Origin of the sequence: Paraburkholderia denitrificans (genome assembly GCF_042655705.1) — a bacterium.
Classification (GTDB): domain Bacteria; phylum Pseudomonadota; class Gammaproteobacteria; order Burkholderiales; family Burkholderiaceae; genus Paraburkholderia; species Paraburkholderia denitrificans.
Window position 1 is genome coordinate 301542 of record NZ_JBHSMP010000009.1, and the last position, 16217, is coordinate 317758.

Here is a 16217-nt window from a genome sequence, read left to right on the forward strand (position 1 = left end):
ATGCGGCCACGCGCCGCTCGTTTTTTTATCCATTAATCTGACAAGTCAGAAAATGAAACCGCAGATGAAGCAATCCGGCATTCGTGTCCACATCCGCACCCGTGCTCTGAAACTGGGTGTGTCGGCGATTTTCGCGGCGGTGCTGTCGGCCTGCGCGAACTATGCGGGCATCCATAGCGACAGGCAGATCGCCACGCCGCAACAGTTCGAGACGGCTCAGAGCCTGCCTGCGCAGCAGGGGCGCTGGCCGGCCGCCGATTGGGCCGATCAGTTCGGCGATGCGCAGCTCAAAGCGCTGATCGCCGAAGCGCTGCAGGCCAGCCCGACGCTCGACGAGGCGCGCGCGCGGGTGGCCGCGGCACAGGCTTATAGCGAAACGGCGAAGGCGAACACGCTGCCGCGCGTCGATGCGACCTACTCGCTCACGCGCCAGCAGTTCAGCGGCGCCGCGCTGATTCCGCCGCCGTATGCAGGCTCCTGGCAAACCGAAAACAAGGGCTTGCTGAGCGCTTCATACGACCTCGACTTGTGGGGCAAGAACCGCGAAGCGCTGAAGTCGGCCGTATCGCAGACACAAGCGAGCCGGGCAGACGAAGAAGTCGTCAAGCTCACGCTGTCCACGGCAATCGCGCGCACTTACAACCAGTTGGCTCGCCTCTACGTATTGCGCGACATCGCGCAACAGGAAGTCGCGCGCCGAGAGCAGATCGATCGCATCACGGCGGGGCGCATCGCGACCGGTCTCGATACGGAAGTGGAACGCAAGACCGCGCAGGCGAATCTCGCGACGAGCCGCGCACATGTCACCGCACTCGACGGCAGCATTCTGACCGTGCGCTATCAACTGGCTGCGCTAATCGGCGCAGGCCCGGATCGCGGCCTGTCGATTGCGCGGCCCGCGCTCGGTATCGGCGACGAAGTGCGGCTGCCGGATAACCTGCCCGCGGATCTGGTGAGCCGCCGCCCGGACATCGTCGCCGCCCGCTGGCGCGTCGATGCGATGACACACGAGGTCAAGGAAGCGAAGGCGGAGTTCTACCCGGACATCAACCTGAGTGCCGCGATTGGCCTCGACGCGTTCGGTTTTGGCCGCTTTCTCACGGCGGCGAGCCGGACGGCTTCGGTTGGGCCGGCGATCCATCTGCCCATCTTCGATGCGGGTGAGTTGCGCGCCCAGTTGAAAGGCCGTTACGCGGAATTCGACTATGCGGTCGCCGCCTACGACCAGACGCTCGTCACGGCACTGAGCGAAGTGGCCACGCAGCTTGCACAGATCCGGTCGAGCGACGCGCAACTCGTCGACGCACAAACGGCGCAAGAAGCTGCACAAGGCGCGGACCAGCTCGCGATCACGCAATACAAGGCTGGCCTGACCAACCAGTTGACCGTGCTTAACGCCGATGTCGCGGCGCTGAACGCCGATGAAGCCATCGCCAATCTGAAGATGAACCGGCGGGATGAGCAGATCGCGCTCGCGTCGGCGCTCGGTGGCGGCTATGTCGATGCCTCAGCGGAAGTCATCCGCAGCGCGGATGCCGCCGCATCCACCTACCACACCGTCGCCGTGCATTGAACGGCACGTTTGCCTAAACGTCAGGAGATCTGAAATGAGCGCAACCATCGCACCCGAGCGCGAGACTGCCGGTCAGAACCGCGAAAAGCCCACCGAAACGACGGGCGGCGTCGAGGCCGCTTCCGTCGCCACCGGCCCGGCAGCAACGCCCCCGGGCGGCCGCAGGTTCCTGCTCGTCCTTCTCGGTGTGACCGTGATGGCGGCGGGAGCGGCCTGGGGCGCCTACTACGCCACGTTTGGCCGCTATCACGAGACGACGGACGACGCCTACGTAAGCGGCAACCTCGTGCAGCTCACGCCGCAGGTCACGGGCACCGTGATCGCCGTCAATGCCGATGACACGCAGATCGTGCGAGCCGGCGATCCGGTCGTCACGCTCGACCCGGCGGATTCGCGAATTGCGCTGGCGAACGTCGAGGCGGCGCTTGGCCAGACGGTGCGTCGTGTGAGCGGCCTGTATGTGAACAACAACTTCTATGCGGCGAACGTGGCGCAACGCGAGTCGGACCTCGCGCGCGCTCAGGACGATCTGCGCCGCCGCGAAGCTGTTGCGAATACGGGCGCAGTCTCTGCCGAAGACATCGCTCACGCGCGCGATGCGGTCAGTGCGGCGCAGGCCGCACGCGATGCAGCCCGCCAGCAAGCCGAGGCGAACCACGCGCTCACCGACCGCACGACGGTCGAAAACCATCCTGACGTACAGGCTGCCGCATCGAAGGTGCGGGATGCCTATCTCGCGTACGCGCGCAACACCTTGCCGGCCCCGGTGACGGGCTACGTCGCGCAGCGCTCGGTTCAGGTCGGCCAGCGCGTGTCGCCGGGCACGCCGCTGATGGCGATTGTGCCGCTCGACGGCGTGTGGGTGGACGCGAACTTCAAGGAAGTGCAGCTCAGACACATGCGCATCGGCCAGCCGGTCACGCTGACGGCAGACGTGTACGGCTCGAGCGTCAAATATCACGGCCGGATCGAAGGCTTCTCGGCCGGGACGGGCAGTGCGTTTGCGACGTTGCCCGCGCAGAACGCGACGGGCAACTGGATCAAGGTCGTCCAGCGTCTGCCGGTTCGCATCCAGCTCGATCAGCGCGAACTCGAAGCGCACCCGCTGCGTATCGGCCTGTCGATGCTGGTCGATGCCGATACGCACGACGATTCCGGCACGCAACTCGGTGCCGCGAATAAGACGAGCTATCGTACGGATGTCTTCGCGCAATACGGCGCACAGGCCGAGGCGGAGATCGCGAAGGTCATCGAGCAGAACGAAATGGCAACGCGCGCGACGGGCGCCGCGCCAATGGCGAAGCGTGCGGCGTCGCGCGATCGGACGGGACGTACGGTTGCAGCGGGATGAGTCGTGCGCGCTTCGTGTGACAAGAGCCTTTCAATATCGCGACATGCTTGTTAGTGGTCCGGCACATCGTGCAAGCCATGCGTAGCGGTTATCCGGCCGCTTTAGTTCAAATAGCTCAACGGCTGGAGCGCATCCTCGTGCGCGAGCGGTTCACGTTCGGGGGGCGGACTTCCTGGCGGCGACATTTCCAGGGAGCCGGATGTTTCGCTTGATGAAGATCAGCCGTTAGAGCGTACAAACGTTTTCACACGGGTTTTCCCTTAATTTGGTTCGTCGTTTTTGGCAATTAAATGGACACAAGGGAAACATCGATAGTCGAGACGACAAGAACTCGACAATGTTTACAACGGGCCTGTTATTTAGCTTGAGCCAGAATCCGATGTCGGCATGACGATTTTTCCCGCGACCGGCGAGTACGGTCGTTCTAGCTATTGCAATACGACGTTCGTTACTGCCGGTGGTTGTGACCGGCGCGAACTGTTCGATCAATCGGCTGCCGCAGCTTACATGTTGCGATAGCTGTCTTCAGTAACGCAAAAAGGCGGGGCAGGCTGCAGCGGGCTCGAATTCGCGCGACGGGGGCGAAGCGCGAAGCAATCGCCGACGACAGGAGCGTCGGCCGCGCCAGCATGTTGGCCCGGATTTCGTGCAGCAGAGTCTGCGGCTGGCGCCTGCACTGCACCGCGTTCTTCAGGACCCAGAGAGCGATGATCGAGGCAAAAGCAATGGAAAGCATATTAGAGAGCCGGAATGGCCATGGGCTCGCGTACATCGGCATCAAAGCGCGTCCGCATGGTCTGGACGCGGATTTCCGCTTGCGCGCACAAGTCAACGAGCTGTGCATCGCGCTATTCGATCATTGGTGCGAGCGTCGCGAGCTGACGCCGCTGATCTATCTCCTGCATGCATGGCCTTTTCTTCCGTCCATGCATCGCCCTGTCGAGATGCTTGCTGCATCGCTGCGCGATCTTTTGCTGTTCCATGACGAAGCGCTCGACGATCGAGGCCGTCAACTGATCGGCGACATCCGGACACTGGAAGTGGAAGGCTGTTCAGCCTGATTCGCACATGTGCTGGCAGGGCCGATGCGTGTCGATTTTCCGGTGACGCGATCACGTGGCGCTCCGAGGGCGAAAAAAAACCGCATGCGTGTTCACGCATGCGGTTCAGTGCTGAATCAGCAGTCCCGGCACATGGCCGGGCTCGTTTTAGAAGATGTTGCGCAGGCCGAGGGCGACGCCAGTCTGGTTGTTGTGGCCCGGATAGGCAGTGAGGTATGCACCCGTGCCGCGCGTATAGTCGACCGTGCCATAGACTTCCGTGCGCTTGGACAGTGCGTACTCAGCCAGCAGCGTGGCCGAATAGTTGTGACCGCCGCCGAGCGTATTGTCGAGCATCGTTGCGTTTTGCGTGCGGCCGTAGTAGCCAACAGCGGTAATCAGGAGCGGCACAGTAGCTTGCCAAGTCGTGCCGATGTAGAAGTTGTTGTCGATACGATTCGGGCTGGGGTTCAAACCGAGCGGGAGTCCGTCGCCGCTTTGAACCTGTGCGTTGTCAACCGTGCCGGTCCGGTCCTGCGAGCGAAGCCAGCCAGCCATCAGGCGCACCGCCGGAACGACCGTGTAAACCACGCCGACGTTGACCTGATTCCACTTCCCCTGGGCACCGGTGGGGTTGAACAGGGAGGTGCGCACGGGCGCGTCGTTCTGTTGCCAGCCAACGATACCTTCCACCGGTCCGAACGTGTACGTTGCGGTCAGGCCGTACATGCTGTCCTTGCCGACGCTGCCCGCCTGGTTGCCGAAGCCGTACATTGCCTTCACGCTCAACCCGCCGAGCGTTTTGGCGTACTTGATCGAGTTGTCGGAGTACAGGAAGGGTCCAACCGGGTTGTAGATCCAGCTGTCTTGCCAGTAGTCGCCAACGGTCAGCGGGTCAAACGTGTTGCCCATTTCTTCGAAGAACGGCGTTTGCTGGCGACCAAAGGTCAGCGTGCCGAACTCGTCGCTCGACAGGCCGACCCATGCGGCGCGCTTGAAGAGCTGGTTCGACGTGCTGTCGAGCTTGCCGCTCCACAGCTGGAATTGATTTTCGAGCTTGAAGATAGCCGACAGACCGCCGCCCAGATCTTCCTTGCCCTTCAAGCCCCAGCGGCTAGGCGTAACAGCGCCTACAGTCATTCCGATGAGGTTGTTGTTGGCTGCATCCGCGTTGGTTTGAAAACGGATGGCGGTGTCAACGATGCCGTACAGCGTGACGGAGCTTTGTGCAAAAGCCGATTGTGCCGAGAGCGCAAGCAGGGAAGCGCCGAGCGCTGCAGTAGTCTTTCTCATCGTGTCGTCCTCGTTATTGATTTGGTTTAAGCAGGCAATGTGCAGCGGTGTGGGCGTGGAGCACGCGTTCTCCATTAAAGCCCTTGCCTTCGATGAGGGATAATATTTGCGCCCATTTCAAAACGGCTAATAATTATTTAAAGTGTCGCATGGCTGCAACATACTTATGAGTCACGGTAGACCTTGAATATGGGTCGTATTGCGGCCGGTGGTTACCGCTTGATGGACCGCTGTGGAGCCTGCGCGAAGCGCGGTGCGGGTGACGTGCCATCGGCTTCGGGTATCCCGCTGGCGTTTCCGGGTGTGCGCTCCGCCGATCTCAACGGCTCTGTGCGTGTATGGAGCCGCACGAATTTAAGTCCGCCTATGATTCGGTTTGCTAATCATATTGCGCAGCGAGCCGAACCATTTCGCCTATCTCCCGCTTGCCGACCTGGTAAGACGCTATCCCTGCCTGGCAGGCCGAAGGTTGTTCGCTGCATCGCCGCGGCTAACGTTGATTGCGCAGTCAACGTTCGATGGTCAGAACGGCTGCACCGTGTAACGCACTCGCGCTGTTGCAAGCGTGACTGAGCGATACACAGGATCCGCTCACGGCTTACGGCGCATTGGGTGCGTCAATCCAGATTCATCGCCGCAACACAACCCGGATCCGGCCCGGGTTCGCATGGATCACGCTTGGATCAACTACGGATTGGTGCGGCCAAAATGAAAAGGGCTCGCGCCTTTCGACGCGAGCCCTTGTTCTTCGGTGATTTACACCCACGAATTCTGGTGGGTAGTACTGGGATCGAACCAGTGACCCCTGCCGTGTGAAGGCAGTGCTCTACCGCTGAGCTAACCACCCGAAGAGCTTTGGATTATGACGAACTTTTCGAGGCTTGTAAAGTGTTTTTTAAGCAGACTGCGTAGCAGCCGCTATTTCGGCTGGTTTCGCTTCTTCTGCCACGGGCTGCGTGCGCCATACGCTCGTGCCCCTGAGCGACTTGTCGATGTCGTCGAGCACCGCATCGTGCGCCGCGTGCTCTTCGGCGCTCGCCGCGATCACGGGCAACACAAGCGTCTCGAGCTGCACGCGCGGCGCAGCAACGTCGCCCGCTGCGGCGGTCTCGCCCAGCATGTCGATGACAAGGCTGTCCTGGCCGCGCGTCATCGCGAGGTACACCTCCGCGAGCAGTTCCGAGTCGAGTAGTGCGCCGTGCAACGTGCGGTGTGCGTTGCTGATGCCGAAGCGCTCGCACAGCGCATCGAGCGAATTGCGCTTGCCCGGGAAGATCTGCTTGGCCTGCACCAGCGTGTCGATAATCTCGGCGCAGTGTTCCTTGAACGGCGGCTTGCCGAGCAACCTAAGTTCGGCGTCGAGGAAGCCGATATCGAACGGCGCGTTGTGGATAATGATGTCCGCACCCGTCACGAAATCGAGGATCTCGTTGGCGACTTCGGCGAACTTCGGCTTGTCCGAAAGGAACTCGGTCGTCAGGCCGTGCACGGCGAGCGCGCCCGGATCGCTGTCGCGTTCCGGATTGACGTAGAAGTGCAGGTTTTTGCCGGTGAGCCGGCGGTTCACCAGCTCGACGCAGCCGATTTCGATGATGCGATCGCCCGTGCGGGCGTTCAGGCCGGTGGTTTCAGTATCGAGAATGATCTGGCGCATGTCGGATAAATCAGGTTGCTACGTGTAAAGGCGTGACTCGGCTCAGAGTTCGGCAAGCGAGGCGACGCCGCGGTTCGCGAGCGCGTCGGCGCGCTCGTTCTCCGGGTGGCCGGCGTGGCCTTTCACCCAGCGCCATTCGACCTCGTGCTGCGCGACGAGCGCGTCGAGCCGTTTCCACAGATCGTCGTTCTTGACGGGCGTTTTCGCGGCCGTCATCCAGTTCTTTTTCTTCCAGCCGTGGATCCACTCGCTGATGCCTTTCTGGACATATTGCGAGTCGGTGTGGACGATCACCCGGCACGGGCGCTTGAGCGCCTCGAGCGCGGCGATGACACCCATGAGCTCCATGCGGTTGTTGGTCGTCACGGCCTCGCCGCCGAACAGCTCTTTTTCCTGCGTGCCGAAGCGCAGCAGCGCGCCCCAGCCGCCGGGGCCGGGATTGCCCTTGCAGGCGCCGTCCGTGAAGATCTCGACGAAATCGGGAGCAGTCATGTTTCCTTGTTGCGTGTAGGGGAGGGCGTGGTGGCGGCGGCCTTCAGGCTCGGCGCCAGCACCGGTTTTTTGACCTTCAGCGGGCCGACGAGGTGCATGCCGCGCACGCGCTTGATCGCCGTAACCATATAGACGGCGCCGAAGATCGGCCACCAGCGGTCGCCGGCGGCTTCCATGAAGGCGTAACGCGCAAGCCACTTGTCGGTGGCGAGCGGCGGACGATAGCAGCCAAAGCGCCCGCGCTCAAGCTCGAAGCCCAGCAGCTTGATCCAGTCCTTCAGCCGCGTGAACGCGATCAGGTCCTGGCGTGCGGGCAGGAACGGCTGCCCCGCGAGCTTGCCCACCGACTGTCGCGCGCCCCAGAGCGACAGCGAATTGAAACCGACGATCAGCAACTGGCCTTCGGGCATCAATACGCGCTCGGCTTCGCGCAGGAGGCGGTGCGGGTCGTTCGTGAATTCGAGGGTGTGGGGCATCACGATTAGGTCGACGCTCTGCGCCTCGAACGGCAGATCGAGCAGGTCGCACCAAACGGTGCTGCGGCCTTCGGGCGCGTGGCGCGGCTGTATGACGCCGCTGCTGCCATCGGCGTGGGCGGACGGCGCAGTGTACGGCGCGCTCGTGGCGCTCGCGCCATCGAGCACGAGACCGCGGCACGACATGCGGTTTTCGCGCAGGGCGTCGAGCTGCGGCATGCCGAGCTGCAGCGCGTGGTAGCCGAAAATATTCGATACCACCCGGTCGAGCTGTTCCTGTTCCCAGTCGAGGACGTACTTACCGGCGGGCGAAGCGGTCCAGGCGGGCCAGTCTATAATCGTTCGGTCAGACATGTCGAAGAATACGCCGCCCCAATGAAGAGTCCGCTTTCGTACGAATACGTACCGGTTCCGGCTTTTGAAGACAACTACATCTGGGTCGTTTCGGACGGCCACAATGCAATCGCCGTCGATCCGGGCGATGCCGCACCGGTTCGCGCCTGTCTGGCGAAACGCGGCTGGCGGCTCGTCGCTATTTTACTCACCCATCACCACAAGGACCACGTCGGCGGGGTAGCCGCCCTGCTGCACGACGCGCGGGTTCCCGTTTATGGACCGTCCGGCGAAGCGCTCGGGCCACTCGATCCGTTCGTCACGCGTGTCGCGGGCGGCGAACGCGTACATCTGGATGCGCCTGCGCTCGACTTCACGGTCATCGACGTGCCGGGCCACACGCGCGGACATATCGCGTACTTCCAGGATGCCGACCCTGCCGGCACGCCGCACATCTTCTGCGGCGACACGCTATTTGCATGCGGCTGCGGCCGGCTCTTCGAAGGCACGCCCGCGCAGATGCTCGCGTCGCTGGATGCGCTCGCGGCGCTGCCCGGCAATACGCAAGTGCATTGCGCACACGAATACACGCTGTCGAATATCCGCTTCGCGCTGGCCTGCGACCCGGACAACGCCGCACTGCGCGCCTGGAGCCGCGACGCGGCGGCGCTGCGCGAGCGCGGCATACCGACGCTGCCGACCACGATTGCACACGAACGCGCCGTGAATCCGTTTCTGCGCGCGAGCGATCCGGCTGTCCAGGCGACGCTCGCGGATCAGCTGCATGAAACGGTGCCGGACCGGCTGGCCGCATTCACGCTGATGCGCGAATGGAAGAACAAGTTCCGCTGACCCGAAAGCGTCGATGGGTAAGCTCATCCCATGAGTGTGGAACCGCACCCAACTTGCGGATTTTCATGACTTTTTCGAATATTTTCGATTGACGGGGACACGCGGCTTCCGTACTATCGGCTGCAAATTCCAGCCATGCGGATGTAGATGTTTATGCGATTTATCTTTAGTGCGCTGCTGGTCCTGATGCTCGCCGCCTGCGCGAGCGGGGGACCATCTGCGAATCGTTCGGGCTCTTCCACCCAAGATCCCCAGGCCGCCGCCGACCAGCTCCGCAAGACCTCCGCCGCAAAAGAAACCATCGACGTCGATAATGCCTCGGTCAGTCAACTGACGAGCGCGGATGCCGATCTGTGGGGGCGTATCCGCCGCGGTTTCCAGATTCCCGATCTGCAAACCGACCTCGTCGACATGAACGCGAACTGGTACGCCGAGCGTCCGAGTTACGTCGCGCGCATGACGGAGCGTTCGCAGAAGTACCTGTACCACATCGTCGAAGAACTCGAAGCGCGCCACATGCCGACCGAGCTGGCGCTCTTGCCGTTCATCGAATCCGCGTACAACCCGCAGGCGCTCTCCGTCGCGAAGGCCGCGGGCATGTGGCAGTTCGTCCCGGGCACCGGCCGCACGTACAACCTCAAGCAGAACATGTGGCAGGACGAGCGCCGCGACGTGCTTGCCTCGACGAGTGCCGCGCTCGACTATCTCTCGCGCCTGCACGACATGTTCGGCGACTGGTATCTGGCGCTTGCCGCGTATAACTGGGGCGAGGGCAACGTGCAGCGTGCGATTGCGCGTAATCAGGCTGCGGGTCTGCCGACCGACTACCAGAGCCTGCGCATGCCCAACGAGACGCGCAATTACGTGCCGAAGCTGCAGGCCGTCAAGAACATCGTGATGAATCCGCAGCAGTACGGTCTCACGCTGCCGACGATCCCGAACCACCCCTATTTCGTCACGGTCACCACGTCGCGCGACATCGACGTGGACGTTGCCGCCAAGCTCGCGAACATGACCACCGACGAATTCCGCTCGCTCAATCCCTCGTTCAAGAAGCCCGTGATTCTCGGCGCGACGCAGCCGCAGATCCTGCTGCCGTTCGACAATGCGAGCGCGTTCGAGCAGAACCTGAAGTCGTACGAGGGGCAGCTGTCTTCGTGGACGGTCTACACGACCGATTCGCGCGCGACGCCCGCGGCGATTGCGCAGAAGATCGGCGTGGACGCGGGTACGCTGATGTCGGTGAACAAGATTCCGGCGGGCATGCGGCTGAAGGCGGGCTCGACGATCGTCGTGCCGCGCACCGATGACAACGACGACGAGGACATCAGCGCCAACGTCGCCGAAAGCGCCGTGCTCGCCATGGAGCCGGATGTGCCCGACACGCGCAAGATGCTGATCCGGGTGCGCCGCAAGCAGTCGATGGAAACGGTGGCGAGCCGTTATGGCGTGTCGGTCGGCAAGTTGAAGGGGTGGAACAAGACGCATCGCGATCTCGTCATGCCGGGTCAGGTGCTCGTTCTGCACGTGCCGGTCGGCAAGGCGATGCCGAGCGAACCGGGACCGGTGCGCATCGCGACAAACGTGTCGGGTGGCGCCGTGCAGCACATCGGCACCCGGGTTGCAGACACTGGGTCGAAGTCGCGCTACGATAAGAAGCATGGTCGCGTGCGCGTCGAGATCACCAAGGTTTCCGAACCGGTGAAGGTCAAGCCGTCGAGCGCCGCGCCTGTCAATGCGTCGAAGGGGACGGCGAGCCGCCAGAAGGCCGTCACCCATACGCACAAGCGGAAAGCACAATAGCGGCTTGCGAAGGGTGACTTCATGCGTTGCGGGGGCAGCGCATGGTAATTCGCTCCGATCACTCATCGTTTGACTTCATGCGCCGCCACCGCACGTGTGGCGGCGTTTTCATTCGTGCCGCGGCAGCGCGCGGCGAGCATGGCCCGGATTCAACAAAGGGCACAATCAGGCGCGCAATCAAGGATGCAATCGAGGGCGCAAACGCAGCGCCTTGTGGCGGGGCGCCCGGGGGCTATAGTGAAAAGGGTGTTGCGCCCGCTTTTACACCGGGCGTTGCATCGGTTGGCGCGCGCCTGTCTACGCACGCCAGTCCGGGGTGATTCATCCTGAAATTTGAAAGAAAGGGTATTTTTGCGCTATAATTTGAAGGTTTGAGCTTATCAACCCGCACCCTAGCGCCTACCTCCTCCCATCCGTTCATCCGCCGCCCGCGAATTGCGCCTCTGGCCGCTGGCGCCGACCGAAGTCCGCCCCGACACCTTGCGTGTGGAGTGCAAAACCCAGGTCCGGCAGTACCGCAGCCAGCCCCGCCGCAAAATGCGACGAAAGCGAGCAAACCAGCGAGCGGGCCGCGCGCGCATCCCGAGGATGCCGACGCCGCAGCCGCCGCAAGGTTGCCGGTCGGATAAACAGGTCGGCACTGGGTGTTCCCCCAAGGAGTCTCCCGTGTTGCCGTCTTTCTCTCCCGCTCTGCTCGCGCTTGCCGACGGCACGGTCTTTCGTGGTTATTCGATCGGTGCGCCGGGCCATACGATCGGTGAAGTCGTGTTCAACACGGCCATCACCGGCTATCAGGAAATCCTGACCGACCCGAGCTACGCTCGCCAGATCGTTACCCTCACGTATCCGCACATCGGCAACGTCGGCGTCAATGCCGAAGATGTCGAAGCCACGAAAGTCCATGCCGCCGGGCTGATCATCCGCGACTTGCCGGTGCTCGCGTCGAATTTCCGCATGGAGCGCACGCTCGACGACTATCTGCGCGACGAAGGCGTCGTGGCGATCGCGGGCATCGACACGCGCAAGCTCACGCGCATTCTGCGCGACAAGGGCGCGCAAAACGCCGCCATTCTGGCCGGTTCCGACGACGCAGCAAAGGCCATCGAACTCGCACGCTCGTTCCCGGGCCTCGCGGGCATGGATCTCGCGAAGGTCGTCTCGACGGGCGAACCGTACGAGTGGACGACCACGGAGTGGCGTCTGGGCGAAGGCTATGGCAAGCAGGCCGCGCCGAAGTACAAGGTCGTCGCGTTCGACTACGGCGTGAAGCAGAACATCCTTCGCATGCTGGCCGAGCGCGGTTGCCACGTCACCGTGCTGCCCGCCCAGGCCACGGCTGCCGACGCATTCGCGCTCAACCCGGACGGCGTGTTCCTCTCGAACGGCCCCGGCGACCCGGAGCCGTGCGACTACGCGATCAAGGCGACGCAGGAATTCATCGCGCGCGGCATCCCGACGTTCGGGATCTGCCTTGGCCACCAGATCATGGGCCTCGCGGTCGGCGCGAAGACCATGAAGATGAAGACCGGCCACCACGGCGCGAACCATCCGGTGAAGGATCTCGGCGACGGCCGCGTCGTCATCACGTCGCAGAACCACGGTTTTGCGGTCGATGCCGATACGCTGCCCGCCAACGCGCGCGTCACGCACGTCTCGCTCTTCGACGGCACGCTGCAAGGGTTCGAGCTGACCGACAAGCCCGCATTCTGCTTCCAGGGGCACCCGGAAGCATCGCCGGGCCCGCACGACATCGGCTATCTGTTCGACCGCTTCATCGCGCTGATGGACGAAGCGAAGGGCGGCAGGCGCAGCGCGGCGGCGTAAGGCTCGCACGCGCAAGGCGCGAGCCAGCATCAGGCAAGGATGCGCAGCGAGCCGTGCGGCATAGGGCGGCCCACGCGCGCATCCGGCGGTGAGCGGCGTAGCACGCGTTGGCGCATTGAGCGCCGCGCGTCGCCCACCGGACCAAAGACACAAGGATATTTAGCGAGAGCGTTATGCCGAAGCGGACAGACATCAAGAGCATTCTCATCATCGGCGCGGGTCCGATCATCATCGGCCAGGCGTGCGAGTTCGATTACTCGGGCGCGCAGGCGTGCAAGGCGCTGAGAGAAGAGGGCTACAAGGTCATTCTCGTCAACAGCAATCCGGCGACGATCATGACCGACCCGAACACGGCCGACGTCACCTACATCGAGCCGATTACGTGGGAAGTGGTGGAGCGCATCATCGAGAAGGAGCGCCCCGACGCGATCCTGCCGACGATGGGCGGCCAGACCGCGCTGAACTGCGCGCTCGACCTGCATCATCAAGGCGTGCTGAAGAAGTACGGCGTCGAGCTGATCGGCGCGTCGCCCGAGGCGATCGACAAGGCCGAGGACCGCCAGAAGTTCAAGGACGCGATGACGAAGATCGGCCTTGGATCGGCGAAGTCGGGCACGGCGCACTCGATGGAGGAGGCGATCAAGGTTCACGCCGAAATCACGGCGGCCACCGGCACGAGCGGCTATCCGGTCGTAATCCGTCCGTCGTTCACGCTCGGCGGTTCGGGCGGCGGCATCGCCTATAACCGCGAAGAATTCGAAGAGATCTGCAAGCGCGGTCTCGATCTTTCGCCCACGCGCGAACTGCTGATCGAAGAGTCGCTGCTCGGCTGGAAGGAGTACGAGATGGAAGTGGTCCGCGACAAGGCGGACAACTGCATCATCGTCTGCTCGATCGAAAACCTCGATCCGATGGGCATCCACACCGGCGACTCGATCACCGTCGCCCCGGCACAGACACTCACCGACAAGGAATACCAGATCCTGCGCGACGCCTCGCTCGCAGTGCTGCGCGAGATCGGCGTGGACACGGGCGGCTCGAACGTGCAGTTCTCGATCGACCCGCGCACCGGCCGCATGATCGTGATCGAGATGAACCCGCGCGTGTCGCGTTCGTCGGCGCTCGCGTCGAAGGCCACGGGCTTTCCGATCGCGAAGGTCGCGGCGAAGCTGGCCGTCGGCTACACGCTCGATGAGCTGCGCAACGAAATCACCGGCGGTCAGACCCCGGCGTCGTTCGAGCCGACCATCGATTACGTCGTGACGAAGATTCCGCGTTTCGCGTTCGAGAAGTTCCGCGAAGCCGATCCGCGCCTCACCACGCAAATGAAGTCGGTGGGTGAGGTGATGGCGATTGGGCGCACGTTCCAGGAATCGTTCCAGAAGGCGCTGCGCGGCCTCGAAGTCGGCGTGGACGGTCTGGACGAAAAGACCGCGAGCCGCGACGAGATCATCCGCGAAATCGGCGAAGCCGGCCCGGACCGCATCTGGTACGTGGGCGACGCGTTCCGCGTCGGCATGACGCGCGAAGAGATTTTCGAGGAAACGGCAATCGATCCGTGGTTCCTCGCGCAGATCGAAGAGATCGTCCGCAAGGAAGCGGCGCTCAAGGGCCGCACGCTCGAAAGCCTCTCGAAGGACGAGTTGCGCTATCTGAAGCAAAGCGGTTTCTCCGATCGTCGTCTGGCGAAGCTCGTCGGTGCGAGCGCCGACGACGTGCGCCGCCGCCGCATCGCGCTGAACGTGCGCCCGGTCTACAAGCGCGTTGACACGTGCGCGGCCGAATTCGCGACGAAAACCGCCTACATGTACTCGACCTACGAGGACGAATGCGAGGCGAATCCGACCAGCAACAAGAAGATCATGGTGCTGGGCGGCGGCCCGAACCGGATCGGTCAGGGCATCGAGTTCGACTATTGCTGCGTGCACGCCGCGCTCGCGATGCGCGAAGACGGCTACGAAACGATCATGGTCAACTGCAATCCCGAGACCGTTTCGACCGACTACGACACCTCGGATCGTCTGTACTTCGAGTCGCTCACGCTTGAAGACGTGCTCGAAATCGTCGACAAGGAAAAGCCGGTCGGCGTGATCGTGCAGTACGGCGGCCAGACGCCGCTGAAGCTCGCGCTCGACCTCGAAGCGAACGGCGTGCCCATCATCGGCACGTCGCCGGACATGATCGACGCCGCCGAAGACCGCGAGCGTTTCCAGAAGTTGCTGCAGGACCTCGGTCTGCGCCAGCCGCCGAACCGCACCGCGCGCACCGAAGACGACGCGCTCAAGCTCGCCGACGAAATCGGCTATCCGCTCGTCGTGCGCCCGTCGTACGTGCTCGGCGGCCGTGCGATGGAAATCGTTCACGAGCCACGCGACCTCGAGCGCTACATGCGCGAGGCCGTGAAGGTCAGCAACGACTCGCCGGTGCTGCTTGACCGCTTCCTGAACGACGCAATCGAATGCGACGTCGACTGCATCTCCGATGGCGAAGCAGTGTTTATCGGCGGCGTGATGGAGCACATCGAGCAGGCGGGCGTGCACTCCGGCGATTCGGCCTGCTCGCTGCCGCCGTATTCGCTCTCGAAGGAAACCGTCGCCGAACTCAAGCGACAGACGGCCGCGATGGCGAAAGCGCTGAACGTGGTCGGCCTGATGAACGTGCAGTTCGCCATCCAGCAGGTTCCCGCCGATGACGGCTCGAAGAAGGACGTCATCTACGTGCTGGAAGTGAATCCGCGTGCTTCGCGTACGGTGCCGTACGTGTCGAAGGCCACGAGCCTGCCGCTCGCGAAGATCGCGGCGCGCGCAATGGTCGGCCAGAAGCTTGCACAGCAGGGCGTGACCAGGGAGGTCGAGCCGCCGTATTTCAGCGTGAAGGAAGCGGTATTCCCGTTCATCAAGTTCCCGACCGTCGATCCGGTACTCGGACCTGAAATGCGTTCGACCGGCGAAGTGATGGGCGTGGGCAAGACCTTCGGCGAAGCGCTCTTCAAGTCGCAGCTCGCGGCCGGATCGCGCCTGCCGGAATCGGGCACGGTATTCATCACCGTGATGGACAGCGACAAGCCGAAGGCCGTCGAAGTCGCGCGCATGCTGCACGAGCTCGGCTACGGGCTGGTTGCGACGCGCGGCACGGCTGCCGCGATCGAGGCGGCCGGCGTGCCGGTGAAGGTCGTGAACAAGGTGAAGGATGGCCGTCCGCACATCGTCGACATGATCAAGAACGGCGATATTTCGCTGGTCTTCACGACCGTCGATGAAACGCGCGCGGCCATTGCCGATTCGCGTTCGATCCGGATGAGCGCGCAGGCCAACAAGGTCACGTACTACACAACGATGTCGGGTGCGCGGGCTGCCGTCGAGGGACTGCGCTACCTGAAGAACCTGGACGTCTATGATTTACAAGGACTTCACGCTCGCCTAAACTAAGTTTGACTGTCTGTCTAATCACCATCGAGGCGGGTAACTCCGCTAGCTGCCGCGGTTAAGCGGCGTCCCTCAGGGTCTACGTCCGGCGCGTTTTTACG

Annotated in this window: 11 protein-coding genes and 1 tRNA gene; 7 read left to right on the forward strand and 5 right to left on the reverse strand. The window is 62.9% G+C overall.

The genetic code is table 11. The features are described from left to right. The first annotated feature begins 64 nt into the window (after window positions 1-64). The 3 genes from ACFPTO_RS07330 to ACFPTO_RS07340 all read left to right on the forward strand — a co-directional run bounded on the left by ACFPTO_RS07330 (window position 65) and on the right by ACFPTO_RS07340 (window position 3985). Window positions 65-1573 (forward strand): efflux transporter outer membrane subunit, encoded by a 1509-nt coding sequence (locus ACFPTO_RS07330; protein ID WP_377710467.1) that lies wholly within the window; start codon window positions 65-67, stop codon window positions 1571-1573. A 34-nt stretch (window positions 1574-1607) separates the two neighbouring features. Continuing rightward, entirely contained in the window at window positions 1608-2924 is a 1317-nt protein-coding gene (locus ACFPTO_RS07335) for an HlyD family efflux transporter periplasmic adaptor subunit (RefSeq protein WP_377710469.1), read from the forward strand. A 707-nt stretch (window positions 2925-3631) separates the two neighbouring features. After that, a complete protein-coding gene (locus ACFPTO_RS07340; RefSeq protein WP_377710471.1) occupies window positions 3632-3985 on the forward strand; it encodes a hypothetical protein in 354 nt (117 codons plus the stop codon). Window positions 3986-4132: 147 nt separating this feature from the next. Here ACFPTO_RS07340 and ACFPTO_RS07345 read toward each other — a convergent pair whose 3' ends face one another. The 5 genes from ACFPTO_RS07345 to ACFPTO_RS07365 form a co-directional block, all read right to left on the reverse strand. Further along, on the reverse strand, window positions 4133-5332 hold the full coding sequence (locus tag ACFPTO_RS07345; RefSeq protein WP_377710473.1) for a porin: 1200 nt from the start codon (window positions 5330-5332) through the stop codon (window positions 4133-4135). Between the two features lie 697 nt (window positions 5333-6029). After that, window positions 6030-6104: transfer RNA gene (locus ACFPTO_RS07350), tRNA-Val, on the reverse strand. 48 nt (window positions 6105-6152) lie between these two features. After that, the gene (dnaQ, locus tag ACFPTO_RS07355; RefSeq protein WP_377710475.1) at window positions 6153-6911 is read right to left on the reverse strand and encodes a DNA polymerase III subunit epsilon; all 759 of its coding nucleotides are present in this window, start codon (window positions 6909-6911) and stop codon (window positions 6153-6155) included. Window positions 6912-6953: 42 nt separating this feature from the next. Further along, window positions 6954-7403, reverse strand: a complete 450-nt coding sequence (gene rnhA, locus ACFPTO_RS07360; RefSeq protein WP_293035204.1) for a ribonuclease HI — start codon at window positions 7401-7403, stop codon at window positions 6954-6956. Further along, on the reverse strand, window positions 7400-8233 hold the full coding sequence (locus ACFPTO_RS07365) for a class I SAM-dependent methyltransferase (protein ID WP_377710477.1): 834 nt from the start codon (window positions 8231-8233) through the stop codon (window positions 7400-7402). The genes rnhA and ACFPTO_RS07365 overlap by 4 nt, the downstream gene beginning before the upstream one ends. 21 nt (window positions 8234-8254) lie before the next feature. On the opposite strand from ACFPTO_RS07365, the gene gloB reads away from it, so the two are divergent. The 4 genes from gloB (at window position 8255) to carB (ending at window position 16119) form a co-directional block, all read left to right on the forward strand. Next, window positions 8255-9064, forward strand: coding sequence for a hydroxyacylglutathione hydrolase (gloB, locus tag ACFPTO_RS07370; RefSeq protein ID WP_377710479.1), 810 nt, complete (start codon window positions 8255-8257; stop codon window positions 9062-9064). Between the two features lie 153 nt (window positions 9065-9217). Continuing rightward, complete coding sequence (locus ACFPTO_RS07375) at window positions 9218-10867, forward strand: transglycosylase SLT domain-containing protein (RefSeq protein ID WP_377710481.1); 1650 nt, start codon at window positions 9218-9220, stop codon at window positions 10865-10867. A 666-nt stretch (window positions 10868-11533) separates the two neighbouring features. Further along, window positions 11534-12691, forward strand: coding sequence for a glutamine-hydrolyzing carbamoyl-phosphate synthase small subunit (gene carA, locus ACFPTO_RS07380; protein ID WP_377710483.1), 1158 nt, complete (start codon window positions 11534-11536; stop codon window positions 12689-12691). A gap of 173 nt (window positions 12692-12864) precedes the next feature. Further along, window positions 12865-16119, forward strand: a complete 3255-nt coding sequence (gene carB / locus ACFPTO_RS07385) for a carbamoyl-phosphate synthase large subunit (protein WP_377710485.1) — start codon at window positions 12865-12867, stop codon at window positions 16117-16119. Window positions 16120-16217 lie beyond the last annotated feature (98 nt).

Excerpts from the sequence above, each read along its gene's own strand:
- ACFPTO_RS07330 (WP_377710467.1), top strand. The coding sequence starts at position 65 with ATGAAGCAATCCGGCATTCGTGTCCACATCCGCACCCGTGCTCTGAAA.
- ACFPTO_RS07335 (WP_377710469.1), top strand. The coding sequence starts at position 1,608 with ATGAGCGCAACCATCGCACCCGAGCGCGAGACTGCCGGTCAGAACCGC.
- ACFPTO_RS07340 (WP_377710471.1), top strand. The coding sequence starts at position 3,632 with ATGATCGAGGCAAAAGCAATGGAAAGCATATTAGAGAGCCGGAATGGC.
- ACFPTO_RS07345 (WP_377710473.1), bottom strand. The coding sequence starts at position 5,332 with ATGGAGAACGCGTGCTCCACGCCCACACCGCTGCACATTGCCTGCTTA.
- dnaQ (WP_377710475.1), bottom strand. The coding sequence starts at position 6,911 with ATGCGCCAGATCATTCTCGATACTGAAACCACCGGCCTGAACGCCCGC.
- rnhA (WP_293035204.1), bottom strand. The coding sequence starts at position 7,403 with ATGACTGCTCCCGATTTCGTCGAGATCTTCACGGACGGCGCCTGCAAG.
- ACFPTO_RS07365 (WP_377710477.1), bottom strand. The coding sequence starts at position 8,233 with ATGTCTGACCGAACGATTATAGACTGGCCCGCCTGGACCGCTTCGCCC.
- gloB (WP_377710479.1), top strand. The coding sequence starts at position 8,255 with ATGAAGAGTCCGCTTTCGTACGAATACGTACCGGTTCCGGCTTTTGAA.
- ACFPTO_RS07375 (WP_377710481.1), top strand. The coding sequence starts at position 9,218 with ATGCGATTTATCTTTAGTGCGCTGCTGGTCCTGATGCTCGCCGCCTGC.
- carB (WP_377710485.1), top strand. The coding sequence starts at position 12,865 with ATGCCGAAGCGGACAGACATCAAGAGCATTCTCATCATCGGCGCGGGT.